Genomic DNA, 14,520 nt, shown 5'->3' with positions numbered 1-14,520 from the left:
ACTTATCTAATAGAAGGCTGACTTAAGATTTTGTAGACTTTTTCTTTATATACATCATTTGAAATCACGCCTTTATCGCGCTGTTGTTTTAGCGATTTAAACTGCTGACCATTAATTTCTCTTTGAATGCCAACATTATCATGGTTTCTAATGTAGTAAAGACTACGCTCATGATCACTCATATTGACTGTTTCTTCAGCAGAGTAAGACGGCTTAGTTTCCTTTTCTTGATATTGTTTTGCAATTTCAAAAAAATCTACATTTTGATGATTAGTGCCAGAATTAGAAAACTCTTTTGGTTGCCCATTAAATTTATGTTCTTGAGAATTTGCGTTTACTGCAAGCATGCTCTTATGCTGATTAAAGTTAGGTGGGGTATATTCTTGTTTCATTTGAAATGTGTTTGTTGCAGAAAAAGCTACGGGAGAAAAAAGACTAATATTTAAAGATAAAAAAATTAATAACAATCTATTCATTTCTTTTGAAGTCCAATTGAAATTGAGTAAATCACTGTATTGTAACATTAAAGTTGATTTTTTTGGAGATTAAATTTTGAGTGAATTTGATCATCTAGTAAATAATAAGATCTATAGGCGAGTGTAAAAGCCAAATTGAAAAGGCTTTTTACACTCATTTTTTTAATGTTGTTTTGAGTATTCTTCTTTCAGTTTATCCAGAAAAATAAAGAGGTTTTGATTCATCTCTTGGTAATTGTGATTCCGTAATTCTTCACGACTATTCACGAATTTATAATGTTGAGCCTGATTTAACTCGGTTTCTGAGTGTTGAATCAGCAATTCAACGACTTCTGAAGTTAATTCCATGTGACATTGCAATCCATACACTAATTTTGAATATTCAATAATTTGTCTTGGACAACCTGCACTAAAAGCGATGATTTTTGCGTTGGGAGTTAAACCCGGCATATCATTATGCCAATGCCCAACTTCGGTCATTTTTCCTAAGTGTGAAAACTTAGAGTTTGTTATGCCATATTCTGTAAGCATAATTGGAAATTTGCCAATTTCTCTTTCAGGGCTATGCTCAAAGTTGGCCCCTAAAGCTTGACCTATCAATTGAGACCCTAAACATACCCCGATAACTACTTTATTTGCTTCAATGGCTTTTCTAATGATTGATTGTTCAGCTAATGAATTAAAGTGAGGGCACATCTCTAGTGTCGTATCTGGATCTTGTGGGCCACCCATTACAATAAGAAAATCTATATCTTCAGCTGAAGATGGCAAAGCTTCATTTAAATATACTCTTGAATATGTAATTTTGAAGTCATTATTTTGAGCCCATATTTCATACGCTCCGGGTGCTTCAAAATCTTCATGAACAATAAAATGTAGGCGCATGTTAGTCCTCAAAATCTAAGCGTTAATTGATGGATCATTCGTTATAAATCGAGGATAGATTAAGAGCTGTAGGCTTTATCTAATACATCCAGTTTTTAAAAGTTATATGGTCCAGATTTATGGGTTTTTATATGATTTAAATAGAGTTACTCATTTTATTAATGCCGGCTTTATAAATTTATTGTTAAGTATTGCTAAATAGTTTTGGTGTGACAATAGCTGTTCAATTTGTTAAGTTGTGTAGTTTTTTAACGGTAGTCAAAATTTATGAAGACATTTCTACTTATATCTTTATTGGGTTTTGGGCTGATTGGTTGTGCTTCATCTCCATATAATTCTCAAGAAAATGATTTAAATAACGCTCCAATTGCTCCAGAAAATAAAGCATTTAATAGTTTTAAAACACCTGAACACGGAATTGTTACCAATCAAGACGTCTATAATATGCCAGAAAACTCAAATATGAATTTTCGCTATGAAGTTCCCTTTTAAAGAAAAATAAAAAATTAATTTAAACAAAGATAGATCGGGATGACCTACTACCTTTACTGGCTAGGGATAATCAGTGATTAATACCGCCTTCGGGTGGTTTTTTTAAATTTAAACTGTTAAATTTTAATTATTGAAAAAAGGTATTTTAAATGAAAAACTTCACTATTATTGCTTCTTTATTTTTATTAGTTGGGTGTGCGACTGGCCATAAACAGGTTACATCTGTTCAAGTTACCGATAATAAAATTACTTCAGAAGCTGAAAAATATAAAAAGCAATATCAAAAGAAAATTTATAAAATATGGGATATTCCAATGTCTTCAGCTGGTATGAGTGCAAGCGTTAAAGTATTTTTAACTGACAGTGGAGAAATTGAGCAAATCATCTTTTTAGATAAAGAAGAACAAAAATTTAAAACAAGTATTGAAAAAGCGATCTGGCGTGCAAGCCCATTTGCTTTGCCTTCAAATCCTGAAGTAAGAAAGCAAGCAAGAAAATTCAATATGAAATTTCAGGCTAAATAAGCAAGTTCTTCTTCAGCGTGGGGGCAAATTTAAAACTATTAATGTATATAAATTTGCTCTCTTATTTTATAAATAGCGGAGGTAGTTAGTTAAAATTGTATATAAATTTCTTTCAAAATTAAAAGCAACATATTATCTTAAATTGAAAATAAGACAGTTCATGTATAGGTAAACAAAATATAAAGATTACTTACATTGCTATCAAAACATAACATAAACAAAACTTTAAATAGGCCTTAAATTAATATAAAAAATTGATATGAGTCCTAAAATGTGACATGAAAAAGTATGAGTCAAGTAAGCAAACCCCATAGTGAAAGTAAGGCTACCTCAATTGTCGCGTGGGGCATAATTTTATTTGGAATTGTTTTGGGAATAGCCTTTATTTTGTCATATGGGCAAGTTGAAACAAGAAATGATAATTTAGACATTATTCAAGTCTGGTCTAAAGAGATGGTTACAGTCGGTCTTTTTATTATATTTAATGGACTACTGTTTGGTTACTTGCTTTTAAAAATTAGTAGTATTTTGAACCATCTTGAAAATAACAAAAACTAAAACGTATCCGAAAGTGTCAGTTACACAAATGATGATTGTTTAGGGTTGAATGTAGCCATTAATTATTTAAGCATGGAAAGACACAAGTTAAGTAGAGGATGAATCTCATGATAGATGAAGAAAAACCCTTAAATTTTGACGATGATGAAGAGCCTCTCGATTTTGCCGATGAAGAATTTATCGATGATAAAAAAGAGGATGAGTTATATAACAGCATCACCAAAGATGGCTCGAGTGTAGATCCGGCCGATGATGGTGAGCGTCACATTCGCCCTGAAGATGGTGATCCCATCGAAATTGAAGAATAATTTAAAGCCCAATTCAATATTGGGCATTTTTAATATTTGGGATTTCTAGTCAAACAGTACGCTACGTTCGAGGTTATTTAATCATTATCATTAATGACTCAAAAAATTGAGAACTAAGCAATGAGTGTAGAAGTAGGTACATATATATTTATTGAATGATTAATTCTCGAATTGAAGTAAAACTATGAGTATTTATATTTCTACATTTACCAACAAAATCAAAAATAAAGCAGTTCCACCGGTCAATGATATTCTGCTCGCATTTAAGACTTTGAAAAATGTACCGGGCGGATTAAAACTATTATCAAAAGTTGTTAGTCGAGTGGCTCCATATTTTCAGACTGTAAATCCAATGATTCAAAAATTAGATTTAAATGTGTGTGAAGCCTCAATCAAAAAAAATAAATCAATCGAAAATCATATAGGGACTGTACACGTTATTGCTATATGTAATGGATTGGAGTTTGTCATGGGCGTGTTAGCTGAAGCATCTGTGCCTCAGCATTTAAGATGGTTACCTAAAGGCATGAGCGTAAATTATGTAGCTAAGGCAGATTCTGATATTAAATTAGTGGCAACAATTGAGGAAGCGTGGAAAGTTGGAGATATGCAAGTAAAAATTGATGCATATAGAGCAGATGGACAGCCTGTAGTTAAAGGATATATTACGCTTTGGGTGACAGAGAAAAAGTAAGATGACAGGGCATTAAATGCAAAAAATATTGGATTATCTCCGTAAGATTTTTACGATCAAGTCTCGGCCAAATGATGCCACAGATAGCTTCATTGCTACGGCAACTGATAATGGTGATGAATTAGTAGGTATCGCTATTGATGAGATGTCTCTTAGTTTGGAGGGTGTAAACCAAATCTGTAATTTTGAAGGGTTGAAATTCAGTGCTTATGATGATGGTAATGGGGTATGGACTATTGGATATGGCACAACGCGATATCCTAATGGTAAGCGTGTAAGTGAAGGAGACCGATGCACACTTGAACAGGCAAAAACCTATATGAGGCATGATTTAAAAATATTTGAACATGCAATAAATAGTTCGGTAACAGTTCCTTTAAAACAGAATCAATTCGATGCATTAGTCTCTCTAACGTATAATATTGGAGTACGCGCTTTTAAAAACTCGACCTTACTCAAAAAGTTAAATTTAGGTGATTACCAAGAGGCTGCAAATCAGTTTGATGTATGGGTAAATGCTGGTGGTAAGCGTTTGCAAGGGCTGGTGAATCGCCGTGCAATGGAAAAGAAATTATTTTTATCGTCAAAATAGTACTTTCAATTTTTATTAAACTTTGTCAAAAATTCATTAAAAGCCCCAAATAATCAGGGCTTTTTCATATAGGAAGTGAATAAATTAACTTTTATCACCTAAAGTGATTCTGAGTCGGTTTAATGCTCCCATAAGTGAAATGCTAGTCGTTAACTCTACAATCTCTCTTTCACTAAAATATTCAGCTAAATGAGCTTTTACAGTTTCAATTTTGTCAGATAGAAAAGTGACTGCCTCCGCAAGTTCAAGAGCAAGAAGCTGCTTTTTTGAAAAGGCATTCGAATGTTTATAGCCCGGAATTTTATCAATGACTTCTTGGCTTACTCCCATATCTCTTAATTCCTGAGCATGAAAAGCGCAGCAGTAAGCACAGCCGTTAATTTGTGACACATACAACTCAGCTAAAGCAATGATTTGAGGGTCGATGCCTGAGGTACGAATAGATGCATGTGCTGAGTACAAATGATTAATCGTTTTTTTAGCAACTTCTTTATATTCCATAATATTGGTCAGTCTTTTCGTGATAAAAAACTATTATTTACCACTAGGTATAGATTGTAAATTAGGCACTATTTTGTTATATAGGTATATTTTTTATACCTAATTAAGCAATGAAAGATAATATTTCTGGCTGTTCTGTAGAAGAGGCAATGACAGTATTGGGTGGCCGCTGGAGAATGTTAATTATTTCATTTCTCATCGAAAGACCTATGCGCTTTAATGAACTCAGACGCGCAATACCTAATATTTCACAAAGAATGTTAACTTTAGAATTGCGTTTTCTTGAAGAAGAAGGGTTTATTAACAGAGAGGTTTTTGCAGAGGTTCCTGTTAAAGTTGAGTACTCATTAACGGAAGATGGCAAGAAATTAAATGGTTTAGTTGATGTATTAAAAGAAGTCGGCACTTGGCTAAAAGTAAGATAAGACAAGATCATTTATACAAATTTTAGGCATTAAAAAAGCCTGATGCTACGAATCAGGCTTCAGTATTCATCGACAATAGGAGTTGATGAACAAGACCAATCTAACAGACCTGATCTATAAAGGCAAACCGATGGCCGACCAGACAGTTCATATAAGTATAAGTTTTCTCAAATTTTAGGCATTAAAAAAGCCCTTGCTCGAAAGCGAAGGGCTTAGTCGTTCATTGATCTAGCAATGAACTATATAAGGCTCATCTCATACTAAGTTCAGTATATCTGAAATTGAAGCAACAAAGAAGAAAACATTCTAAATATCTTCATCACTCTATTTAAACTCAATTTATTCATTCCTATAGCAACTTACATGTTTGATAAATCAATACACAAAATTTGCACTTTGCATTTTTGAAGGCATGTTATTTGTGTGTAGCCCTAATTGGATCGGTTTAGGGAATAAACAATAGCCGTCTATAGATTATTCAAAATAAAGCTTTGTATGAATTAATTGAAGAGTGAGGACGCTAGAGGGAAGTAAGGAAGTAGAGATGAATTTGATTAGATTAGAAGAGCTTTCATTGGTAAGTAATGCTGTGTTGACACCCCAATTAAACAATTGGCCGTGTGTACGATCTGAAAATATGCGTGATGCTTCCTATAACAAGCCTAAAGATAACTTTTCGGAACAATCTGATAAAAAATTTTATAAAGAATGGCTGAAACAACAAAAGAAAATACTTAAAAGTATTCCGAGTAATGCTGTTTTACTCAGCAAGAAAGATCCTATTTAGATGAGGTTTAAGGTACGTTTATAAAAAACGCATTACAAGGATGAGCATTTAGCTAAATAACTTTACGTAGGTGTGCTTGTTAGTCATAACTTAATCTAGTGATACTGGAAATATAAATAGCAAAACAATAAAAAAGCACTTCTGTAGAGGTAAATTTTTATGGCTAATCTTCATCAAAAAACACTTTTTGATATTCTGACTCAGCATCAGGCCTATCTATATAGAGCATCATCAAGATCGGTCAACGAACTTATTAATTTATTTAATTCTGAAACGGTTACCATGCTTGCTAAGTTGGCTAACTTATTAGATGGGCTAAATGAAAAGGAAAAAGCAGCATTGGCTGGTGGAATTTATTCAACAGCTAATTTAAGAGAGATACGTGCGTTAATTTCTCAGTGGTTTAATTTGATTAATGAAGCTCTCATTGACACTTTTACAATATCTGCTGTGGCATTGGCTTTCTATGAAGCCAGATATATGTCAAAAATTTTTGGTGGTCAACATAAAGAGTTAAAAGGCGAGCAACTCTATAAAGCTGCTAAACGCGTTCCTTTAGCGGGTGGAGCATTAGTAGATGAACTACTCTCTAAAATTGCTGAGCTAGCTCGTCAAAGAGTTGAATATGCGATTCGAGATGGGCTTAATATTGGCGCTACAACCCTCCAAATTATTCAGCGTATTCATGGAACTAAACGTCTTAAATATGAAGATGGGCTACTCAATAGTATTAAAACAGATATTGAACGAACCGTACGTACTATCCGAAGCCATATATCCAATCAGGCATATTTAAATAGCTATAAACAATTAAAGTTTGAATATGTCCGATTTGTAAGCGTTCTTGATGGAAGGACATCGAAAACATGTGCTTCACTTGATGGTTCAGTATGGCAGCTTAACGATCCGGCAAAAAAAGTTCCTCCTTTACATCCTCATTGCCGCAGCATTTTAGTTCCAACACTTGAGGATGGTCAGCTAGTGGGTAGTCGAGCTTTCATTATGGATGAAAGAAAATTTAAAGATATTCCTAAAGATGAGCGCGAACAATTAACTGGTCAGCTAGATGCAAATACTTCTTTTAAAGAGTTTTTTAAACTGACAGATGATTTCTTTCAAAAAGAATGGTTAGGACCTAAACGATATAAATTATATAAAGAAGGGCAATTCGATTTTGATAAGTTTTTTGATCCAGAGGGGCGGTTATATACCCTTGAGGAACTTAAAGAACTTGATGAGCGGGCTTTAAAATTTTTAGATTTATGAGTGAGAGCAGAAGCATTTGAAATAGGATTTTTATCTTAAATAACATTTTTAGTTTTAACCAAAGATACACACTTAAACAATTAGTTAAAAAAGTTTCAATAATCTAGCCAGATAGCATGTTAAGTTTTTCTCAATCATAAAAATTTAGAAAGGATTAACACATGAAATTTTCCTACCAAGATCTTGCCGGAAATAATGTTGAAGTAGAGTGTGAAAGTTATACTCATATACCCTCAGGAACAGCAACAAAATCAATAGAAGGGGGGAATTATCATCTTAATGAAAACTTCAGTTTCTTTAAGAAAACTGAAGCTGATTCTATGCCCATTTATCGATTTGCTATTGACCGTAATTCTAATGTTTTTAATAGTGATGAGCTTCCAGCATTAGCCCAAATTGGTACAGACTGGAAAAATTTAGATTAATTTTTTACTCAGAATAAGACCCTCAGTTGAGGGTTCTATATTATTTGTATGAGTTATTTCTTTTTAAATACAAGCAATAAGCCTAGTAAAATTGCAATCATTCCAATTAAACCTGCCAGAGGTAATGTATTTTTTAAAATTAGAAAATCTAAGAGCGCAGTAACAATGGGAACTAAATAGAACAGGCTTGTCACGTTGACAATATTGCCCTGACTTAAAAGTCGATAAAGTAAAAGCTGCGCAACTACAGAAATTAAAATTCCAAGAAATAAGACTGAAATAATCAGTTGCGAATTCCACGTTATTTCAAAATGTTCAAAGGGAACTATAAATAAGCAAACCACAAGGCTAACTATATATTGTAGCGGTAAGACATCTGTCGGAGCCTGTTGAATGTTCTTTTGCATGATAGCCCCAAAGGTTATACAGATGAGGGCAGCCAAGGCAAAGAATATGCCGATTGGCGCAATAAACGACATTGTTAGGCTTTTCCAGACTAAAAGAATGAGTCCAGCTAAAGCAATGAGTAAACCGAAAAGCCTTTCTTTTTGTAATCTCTTTTCTAGAAGGCAAAGCGTTAAAATGGGTTGTATTCCCATGATTGTGGCCATTAAGCCAGGAGTGACCCCATGAGCCATCGCTTTAAAATAGCAGATTGAATAACCTGCAATCATGAGTAATCCCGTTAGTAAAACTTGCTTTCGGGTTCCATGCTTGGGTAAGAATCGTTTTCTAAAAATAGCCAATACCGACAGAGCAATTAAAGCAGTTGAAAAGCGCAGAATTAATAAGGCTATGGGTGAGGCATTATCGAGTCCCCAACGAGTAAAAATTGCGGCACTTCCCCAAAGTAAAACGAAAATAGATGTCGCACTTTGTGATGCAAGCATCTGTTTATTTAGGCGCATAAAACCTCCTCCTAGTGCGTAATACCTAAGAAATACGAAGTGATGAAATTGTTAGTAGGTGTCGCTATTAACGTGTTATTCAGACATTAATCAATTCACGGATAGCTTCTTTTAGAAAAATGAATTGTTTTAACTTCTTCTAATTTCAGTATGGGAGAGAGAATAGATAAAGAAAAGCGCATAATTCTTTTATATACTATTTGAAAATCGAATAGATAAATCGTAATGAATATAAAAAACTTACAGATTGATTGGTTAAAGTGTTTTGTCACAGTCGTAGATACAGGCTCATTGTCGAATGCAGCACCTGAGTTATATCGCTCTCAGTCTGCGGTTAGCATGCAACTGAAAAAACTAGAAGACGCGCTGCATTGCCAACTTTTAATACGAACACATCGACAAATTGAATTAACGTCGCAAGGACAGCTACTCTTAGGTTATGCGCGCCGAATTCTTGACTTACATGCAGAAGCTCAAATGGCATTTCATGGAGATGAATTAAAGGGCCGTATACGCCTTGGAGTACCTGATGACTATGCTGCTAAATATTTAACGCCCGTACTTAAACGTTTTGCACCACGTTACGGAGGTGTTGAAATTGAATTGATCTGCGAGCAGTCGACTTCTTTAATTCCACGAGTAGAAAGTGGTGATATAGACTTGGCATTAATTTCAAGAGATAACGCTCGTCAAGGAACACTGTTATTTCATGAACCAATGGTATGGGTTGGTTCTCCACAATTTGAACTCTGGCGAGAAGATCCGCTTCCAATTGCAGTTTACGAAAGTACCAGCCAAGCTAAAAAGAGTGCTATTCATTCTTTGGCATTACAAGGGCGCCGTTACCGTGTGGTATACAACAGTTCAAGTTTGGCTGGTCAAATTGCAGCAGTTGAAAGTGGTTTAGCAATTGCTGTGTTTACACAATGCAGTGCACCTGAGCATTTAACTATATTAGGTGCAGATCATGGACTTGGGCCATTAGAGCCGATGGAGGCTGCTGTTTATCGGAGTAGGTCTTCTTTAGAGTCAAAAGCTGTAGACCACCTATATGAATTACTCATTAAAACGCTCAGACACTCAGTTAATGTTTAATAGTCAATTTTAAGTCAATATTGAAAGGTGAAAGTAAAGCGCTTTACATTTTTGCGTTAAATCTACAAAAAAGCCTAGAAACCTATGCTGATCGTAAAACTAATAAAAAGTATTTATTAACTCACTATCTGAATAATTCATGAGGTGAAACATGACAAAAATTATGGCTACCTTAGGTTTAGCTACCATTATTTCTTTAAGTGTGAGTGCTTGCCAAGGTGAAAATGACACAAAGCAGCAAGATAAAACGACTACTCCTCATTCAATGGACAAAGATTCATAATCCAAGTGAATTTCGAAACCCATCGTAAGATGGGTTTTTTTATATCTTTTTATTTTAATCTTAAAGTGTGATTTGCAACTCGAAATATTTATTTTTAATGGCACTGTTCAAAAATATGTTGACTAATATACTTGGTTTTAAATATATTTAATTCAACATGAATCACTTTAAATATAACTCTATATTTAAAGTGTGTTGGTTTAAACACCATCAGATCAGAAATTTAACCTTTAAATTTGATTATAAAAATATTAATTAATCAAGGAGGTAGGTATGGACGCTAAATTTCATTCTGAAAATGAATATGGTTTTATTCTAGATATTCTGAACACTTATATGGTGATAAAGAAGACATTAAAAGATGATCATTATCCTTATGATTCATTTGGTTATCTTCTTGCTCTTTATCAACCGCTCAAAGTTTATATCCCTCAGCTTCCTCATCCAAAAATTTATATTGAGATTGGTGGAATTTCATATGACAGAATGATTGTTGGGCAAACAGAGGATGAGACAGAAGCCATAAATATTTTATTGAATTTAGGCCAACTTGTAGCTTAACAATTAAGTTATATTTTAATGCTGGGTTTAATTTACTTAAGAAACATGCTTTCTTAAGTAAATTCATGACAAAACTAAAGGCTATAAATGGTTGTTGCAAAAGAGAACCTAAAGAAATTCTTTGCAGATACATTTGCAATGGTTCTATTTTCGTTAGCCATAGGTACTTTTGTTGAACTAGTAATTATGGGTCTGACACTTGAACAAACATTTAAAATACGTGCTACCGCAATACCTGTTTCTCTACTGATTGGTCGACCATATGGGTTTTATCGCGATTGGATTTTTAAAAAAATATGGGCAAGACATAAAACAGCTGTACAAAGCTTTTTGCTAGACACATTCGCTAATTTAACATTCCAGATTCCACTTTATATTTTGATACTTGCTTTTAATGGAGCAACTTTAGTGCAGATAGTTACGGCTGTCAGTTCTATTCTTTTAATTGTTAGCGTTTCTGGAAGACCTTATGGAGTCTTTCTAAATTTTTGCCGTAAATTATTTGGTGCTTCTACATGACATGATTAAAGAAACTCTCTTATAAGATACAAAAAGCCACAAAAGCTAAATCTATAACTTTAAAAGAATTTGTTTATATAACTAAGAACATTAAAAATTAGGTCATGGTAATGAAAAAAATATTCTTAGCAACTTTCACTGGGTTGGCTTTATTGGGCAGTAATGCGGTATTAGCTAAACCCGATGCTACATTAATAAAAGAAGCGACAAAAAATGTAGTCACAGTATCTAAAGCAAAAACTTTGGCTGATGAATCTGGAGTAACTTTGACGGGTACGATCGTAAAGCATATTGCTGGTGATCATTTCGAGTTTAAAGATGCTACCGGTTCGATTGTAATTGATATTGATGATGACTTGTGGAAGCCTCTACAACTAAAAGCTGGGGATAAAGTGCGTATTGTAGGAGAGGTAGATACACATCGAGTTAAGCCTACCGATATTGAAGTTTTTAAGATTGAGCGTATTAAATAAAACTAGATTATTTATATCAATAGTGTTCAAAGTAAAAAAAGAAAACTCCTATTTTAGGAGTTTTCTTTTGAAAGATAATAATTTTTATTATTGCGTTGCATTAAATGCCTCATGATAGTTTACATAGCCTTTAGCAAAATGACCTGAGAAGCTTAAGGCTTGGAAATACTCACTCGGTACATCAGGTAAAATTAGCTCAGGATAGTTTTTAAAACCAAAGCGGCTGTAATAGTTGGGATCACCTAATAAAACACATCCTTTTGCACCTAAGTTTTTTAATTTTTCTAGTGATTTATTCATCAGAAGGGAACCAATACCCAGCCCTTGTTTATCTGGATGAACTGAAATAGGGCCTAAACCATACCAACCTATTTCCCCTGAACTTATTTGAACTGGAGAAATAGCAACATGCCCGATAATAGAACCGTCTTCAACTGCCACCAGAGAAATAGTGAGTTGACCGTGGTTTCTTAAACTATTAACAATAAAATGTTCGGTATGACTCGTGTGCTCAGCATTTTGAAAAGCTGCTTTAGTTAGGTTTTCGATCGCTTCGATATCCTCATTTTGTTCATCACGAATAATAATATTCATTAAAAATTCTTCCAGATTTATTGATTAGCTATACGAGGTAACTTCTTTAGATAAGCTCTCTTCGTAGGTTTTTATTGAAATGTCTATAAACGAAAATTAAAAGTCTAGTTAGATTCTAATTTAAATAACTCAAGCATAACAGCTAGTCAAATAAGACTAATTCTATTTAGTTATTTTACCGTTCGTTAAATTGTTTTTAATTTTAATTATGTCATTCGTCAGAAAAATTGGATAACTATTTCATGTAATTAAAGAGATAAATTGATAAATTTATCTAAATCAATTTGGTTTAAAAATTATACTGATTGATAAAAAAGGCAACTTGGCTATATTCCATATCTATATTGCAAAATCAGCAATATATTTCTAGGATGGAATAAAAATGAAAAAAAGAGTAATAAAAATAGCAATATTGAGTTCATTATCTGTAATCACAAGCATGAGTTATGCGCAGGAATTTAAAAGATTCTCTGTCTCTGCTGGTTGGCTACATGTAATGCCACAGGGTAAAGCTAATCCATTTAATATTAATACCGCAGTTAAAAATGGAACAGAAGCTAAAGTCGGCACTATTTCAACAACAAGTTTTTTAAACTCTATTGATCCCAATGCCACTATGACTGATATGGGTGGAGAGGTTTGGAATTTAAAAGAAACCCTTACAGAGTTTCTAGCCCAACCCGAAATCCAAGAGCAACTTACCGATGGTAAGGGTAATATTCTAGCTGAAGTTGCTGGTACAGCACGAATTGAGGGATTGGAAAACTGGCAACAGCAAGATGCGGGACTAGAAGTCGATGATGTAGACACATTAGGTTTAACATTTAACTATTATCTGAATGACAATGTGTCTTTACAATTTATTGGCGGAATTCCACCTAAAGTTGATGTTAAAGGAAAAGGAGAGATCCTAGCACCGTTAAGTGGAATCGCAATGTCTCCTAATGACTTAGTGAAATACCTTTTCCCTGATGGCTTTACTTTAGGTCAGGCGATTCCTATTACCAACCTAGGCAATAAATCTAAAGCTGCAACTATTCGAGCATGGACGCCAACCATAGAAGCACAATATCAGTTTGGTAAAAGTGGGGTAAATAAGTTTAGACCGTATGTTGGAGTGGGTTTAATGTATGCTCATTTTAATGATATTAAACTCAACGATGGAATTCGTTCTGATTTAGTGTCTGCAGGCCATATGATCCAAAACGTGTTGGATGGCAAAGCTGGAGCGGCTTTAGACCGAAAAGAATCGAGTGGAAAAATGGTCGTTAATGTCGATGCAGATGATTCGATAGCGCCTATTTTTACCGCTGGTTTTACCTATGATTTTAATGATTCATGGTATACGGTAGCTTCTGTGTCTTATGCAAAGTTAAGTAACAATGCCCAAATTGATGTCATCAATCAAAATACGGGGACTCGCTTAATACATGCCACAACAAAAGTTGATATTGACCCACTGATTACCTATTTAGGGGTAGGTTATCGATTCTAATATTTTTTAAAAAAGGGTATCTCGGAGTTAATCATATTTAAACTTTGAGATACCTTATTTGTTACTAATTATAAAAAATAACTACTACTTGTTAAACTCATACATAAAGTAAAACTCTATAAAAAATATTTTAATATAATAATTTAAAAATATTTTTGAGGATTATAAATTGAAAAAAATCATTAAAACTTTATTGTTATCTACGCTAATTTCAACTGCATCATTCACAGTTTTAGCTAAAAATGTTGAGCAAAAAGTTAATTTTTTACAAGGTTCTACTCATACCACATTAACTGGAAAATTTCATAGTTATGATGATGTGAGATATAGAGTTTATGCAAAGAATGGTCAAATATTGAAATTCAATATTAATAGTCTTGGTAATTTAGCCTATGTTAATATTTTTGCCCCAGGTAAAAAGCCCGGCAAGGATAAGGCATTATTAATTGGTTCAACTGTAGGATCTAAAGGTGAACTTACTTTACCAGTTGATGGAGATTATATTGTTCAAGTTTATCAAATGCGAAATAGTGCTCGTAAAAATAAAACTGTGACATATAATTTAGAAATTGAAATATTAAATAAAGTAAAAAAATAATGGTTGCTAGAATTTACTAGTTCTCAAAAGAGAACTAGTAAATTTGAAAAAGACATCAATA

22 protein-coding genes and 1 pseudogene are annotated in these 14,520 nt (G+C 33.5%); 18 read left to right on the top strand and 5 right to left on the bottom strand.

Features of this window, described 5'->3' with window-relative positions:
* Nucleotides 1-2: 2 nt before the first annotated feature.
* Both ACS125_RS15675 and ACS125_RS15670 read right to left on the bottom strand, forming a co-directional pair.
* Nucleotides 3-524 carry a hypothetical protein gene (locus ACS125_RS15675; RefSeq protein ID WP_443273202.1) on the bottom strand — a complete coding sequence of 174 codons (522 nt, stop codon included), beginning with the start codon at nucleotides 522-524 and terminating at the stop codon, nucleotides 3-5.
* Between the two features lie 114 nt (nucleotides 525-638).
* Nucleotides 639-1,361, bottom strand: a complete 723-nt coding sequence (locus ACS125_RS15670) for a type 1 glutamine amidotransferase (RefSeq protein WP_443273200.1) — start codon at nucleotides 1,359-1,361, stop codon at nucleotides 639-641.
* A 267-nt stretch (nucleotides 1,362-1,628) separates the two neighbouring features.
* On the opposite strand from ACS125_RS15670, the gene ACS125_RS15665 reads away from it, so the two are divergent.
* The 6 genes from ACS125_RS15665 (at nucleotide 1,629) to ACS125_RS15640 (ending at nucleotide 4,529) form a co-directional block, all read left to right on the top strand.
* Nucleotides 1,629-1,853 carry a hypothetical protein gene (locus tag ACS125_RS15665; RefSeq protein ID WP_443273198.1) on the top strand — a complete coding sequence of 75 codons (225 nt, stop codon included), beginning with the start codon at nucleotides 1,629-1,631 and terminating at the stop codon, nucleotides 1,851-1,853.
* Between the two features lie 149 nt (nucleotides 1,854-2,002).
* The gene (locus tag ACS125_RS15660) at nucleotides 2,003-2,377 is read left to right on the top strand and encodes a TonB C-terminal domain-containing protein (RefSeq protein WP_443273196.1); all 375 of its coding nucleotides are present in this window, start codon (nucleotides 2,003-2,005) and stop codon (nucleotides 2,375-2,377) included.
* Nucleotides 2,378-2,665: 288 nt separating this feature from the next.
* On the top strand, nucleotides 2,666-2,935 hold the full coding sequence (locus ACS125_RS15655; protein ID WP_004791645.1) for a hypothetical protein: 270 nt from the start codon (nucleotides 2,666-2,668) through the stop codon (nucleotides 2,933-2,935).
* A 107-nt stretch (nucleotides 2,936-3,042) separates the two neighbouring features.
* Nucleotides 3,043-3,243: a hypothetical protein gene (locus ACS125_RS15650; protein WP_004791647.1), complete on the top strand. Its 201-nt coding sequence runs from the start codon at nucleotides 3,043-3,045 to the stop codon at nucleotides 3,241-3,243.
* A gap of 184 nt (nucleotides 3,244-3,427) precedes the next feature.
* Entirely contained in the window at nucleotides 3,428-3,937 is a 510-nt protein-coding gene (locus ACS125_RS15645) for a hotdog fold domain-containing protein (RefSeq protein WP_312823927.1), read from the top strand.
* A 16-nt stretch (nucleotides 3,938-3,953) separates the two neighbouring features.
* Nucleotides 3,954-4,529, top strand: coding sequence for a lysozyme (locus ACS125_RS15640; RefSeq protein ID WP_443273193.1), 576 nt, complete (start codon nucleotides 3,954-3,956; stop codon nucleotides 4,527-4,529).
* Between the two features lie 84 nt (nucleotides 4,530-4,613).
* Here the strand turns inward: ACS125_RS15640 and ACS125_RS15635 are convergent, their stop codons facing one another.
* Nucleotides 4,614-5,030, bottom strand: coding sequence for a carboxymuconolactone decarboxylase family protein (locus ACS125_RS15635; protein ID WP_151768793.1), 417 nt, complete (start codon nucleotides 5,028-5,030; stop codon nucleotides 4,614-4,616).
* Between the two features lie 110 nt (nucleotides 5,031-5,140).
* Between ACS125_RS15635 and ACS125_RS15630 the strand changes: the two genes are divergently transcribed.
* From ACS125_RS15630 to ACS125_RS15615, 4 genes are all read left to right on the top strand, one after another.
* Nucleotides 5,141-5,455: a winged helix-turn-helix transcriptional regulator gene (locus ACS125_RS15630; RefSeq protein ID WP_004791654.1), complete on the top strand. Its 315-nt coding sequence runs from the start codon at nucleotides 5,141-5,143 to the stop codon at nucleotides 5,453-5,455.
* A 544-nt stretch (nucleotides 5,456-5,999) separates the two neighbouring features.
* Nucleotides 6,000-6,242 carry a hypothetical protein gene (locus ACS125_RS15625; protein WP_238612963.1) on the top strand — a complete coding sequence of 81 codons (243 nt, stop codon included), beginning with the start codon at nucleotides 6,000-6,002 and terminating at the stop codon, nucleotides 6,240-6,242.
* A 159-nt stretch (nucleotides 6,243-6,401) separates the two neighbouring features.
* Nucleotides 6,402-7,508, top strand: a complete 1,107-nt coding sequence (locus ACS125_RS15620) for a minor capsid protein (protein ID WP_443273190.1) — start codon at nucleotides 6,402-6,404, stop codon at nucleotides 7,506-7,508.
* 161 nt (nucleotides 7,509-7,669) lie between these two features.
* On the top strand, nucleotides 7,670-7,933 hold the full coding sequence (locus tag ACS125_RS15615) for a hypothetical protein (RefSeq protein WP_004791659.1): 264 nt from the start codon (nucleotides 7,670-7,672) through the stop codon (nucleotides 7,931-7,933).
* Between the two features lie 53 nt (nucleotides 7,934-7,986).
* On the opposite strand, the gene ACS125_RS15610 is transcribed toward ACS125_RS15615, so the two are convergent.
* Nucleotides 7,987-8,841: a DMT family transporter gene (locus tag ACS125_RS15610; protein ID WP_443273188.1), complete on the bottom strand. Its 855-nt coding sequence runs from the start codon at nucleotides 8,839-8,841 to the stop codon at nucleotides 7,987-7,989.
* Between the two features lie 225 nt (nucleotides 8,842-9,066).
* On the opposite strand from ACS125_RS15610, the gene ACS125_RS15605 reads away from it, so the two are divergent.
* From ACS125_RS15605 to ACS125_RS15585, 5 genes are all read left to right on the top strand, one after another.
* Nucleotides 9,067-9,936: a LysR family transcriptional regulator gene (locus ACS125_RS15605; protein ID WP_443273186.1), complete on the top strand. Its 870-nt coding sequence runs from the start codon at nucleotides 9,067-9,069 to the stop codon at nucleotides 9,934-9,936.
* A 151-nt stretch (nucleotides 9,937-10,087) separates the two neighbouring features.
* Nucleotides 10,088-10,219: a hypothetical protein gene (locus ACS125_RS15600; RefSeq protein ID WP_004791664.1), complete on the top strand. Its 132-nt coding sequence runs from the start codon at nucleotides 10,088-10,090 to the stop codon at nucleotides 10,217-10,219.
* A gap of 273 nt (nucleotides 10,220-10,492) precedes the next feature.
* Nucleotides 10,493-10,780 (top strand): hypothetical protein, encoded by a 288-nt coding sequence (locus tag ACS125_RS15595; RefSeq protein WP_049836941.1) that lies wholly within the window; start codon nucleotides 10,493-10,495, stop codon nucleotides 10,778-10,780.
* An 87-nt stretch (nucleotides 10,781-10,867) separates the two neighbouring features.
* Nucleotides 10,868-11,299 (top strand): L-alanine exporter AlaE, encoded by a 432-nt coding sequence (gene alaE / locus ACS125_RS15590; protein WP_174732749.1) that lies wholly within the window; start codon nucleotides 10,868-10,870, stop codon nucleotides 11,297-11,299.
* Between the two features lie 110 nt (nucleotides 11,300-11,409).
* Complete coding sequence (locus ACS125_RS15585) at nucleotides 11,410-11,772, top strand: NirD/YgiW/YdeI family stress tolerance protein (protein WP_107880893.1); 363 nt, start codon at nucleotides 11,410-11,412, stop codon at nucleotides 11,770-11,772.
* 87 nt (nucleotides 11,773-11,859) lie between these two features.
* On the opposite strand, the gene ACS125_RS15580 is transcribed toward ACS125_RS15585, so the two are convergent.
* The gene (locus ACS125_RS15580; protein WP_443273182.1) at nucleotides 11,860-12,366 is read right to left on the bottom strand and encodes a GNAT family N-acetyltransferase; all 507 of its coding nucleotides are present in this window, start codon (nucleotides 12,364-12,366) and stop codon (nucleotides 11,860-11,862) included.
* A 382-nt stretch (nucleotides 12,367-12,748) separates the two neighbouring features.
* On the opposite strand from ACS125_RS15580, the gene ACS125_RS15575 reads away from it, so the two are divergent.
* From ACS125_RS15575 to ACS125_RS15565, 3 genes and pseudogenes are all read left to right on the top strand, one after another.
* On the top strand, nucleotides 12,749-13,861 hold the full coding sequence (locus ACS125_RS15575) for an OmpW/AlkL family protein (protein WP_174732789.1): 1,113 nt from the start codon (nucleotides 12,749-12,751) through the stop codon (nucleotides 13,859-13,861).
* A 48-nt stretch (nucleotides 13,862-13,909) separates the two neighbouring features.
* A pseudogene (locus tag ACS125_RS15570) lies at nucleotides 13,910-14,008 on the top strand (hypothetical protein); the annotation flags it as partial.
* Between the two features lie 22 nt (nucleotides 14,009-14,030).
* A complete protein-coding gene (locus tag ACS125_RS15565; RefSeq protein ID WP_151963069.1) occupies nucleotides 14,031-14,459 on the top strand; it encodes a DNA breaking-rejoining protein in 429 nt (142 codons plus the stop codon).
* Nucleotides 14,460-14,520: the final 61 nt, after the last annotated feature.

Origin of the sequence: Acinetobacter sp. PFS20, from assembly GCF_052261015.1 — a bacterium.
GTDB lineage: Bacteria > Pseudomonadota > Gammaproteobacteria > Pseudomonadales > Moraxellaceae > Acinetobacter.
Note: the sequence above shows the minus strand (reverse complement) of the source record. Positions and strands in the feature narration are given on the sequence as shown.